Source organism: Paenibacillus sp. VT-400, assembly GCF_001029205.1.
Lineage (GTDB): Bacteria > Bacillota > Bacilli > Paenibacillales > Paenibacillaceae > Paenibacillus > Paenibacillus amylolyticus.
Window position 1 is genome coordinate 1 of record NZ_LELF01000099.1, and the last position, 218, is coordinate 218.

Below are 218 nucleotides of genomic sequence, written 5' to 3' on the forward strand. Positions count from 1 at the left end.
CCTTCGGCCAGCTCGGACACCTCTCCATATGGCTCCCCGAACAGGGCTCGAACCTGTGACAACTCGATTAACAGTCGAGTGCTCTACCAACTGAGCTATCAGGGAATATGCTTCAGAGATCGTTCTCTGAAAACTAGATTCGAAACGAAACACGCGAATTACAACTTGCTATTGGATAAGCCCTCGACCGATTAGTACTGGTCAGCTCCATGCATTGC

General features: G+C 49.5%; 1 tRNA gene. It reads right to left on the reverse strand.

Annotation, left to right across the window (positions count from 1 at the left end):
- Window positions 1-29: 29 nt before the first annotated feature.
- A tRNA-Asn gene (locus EL84_RS30515) sits at window positions 30-105 on the reverse strand.
- Window positions 106-218: the final 113 nt, after the last annotated feature.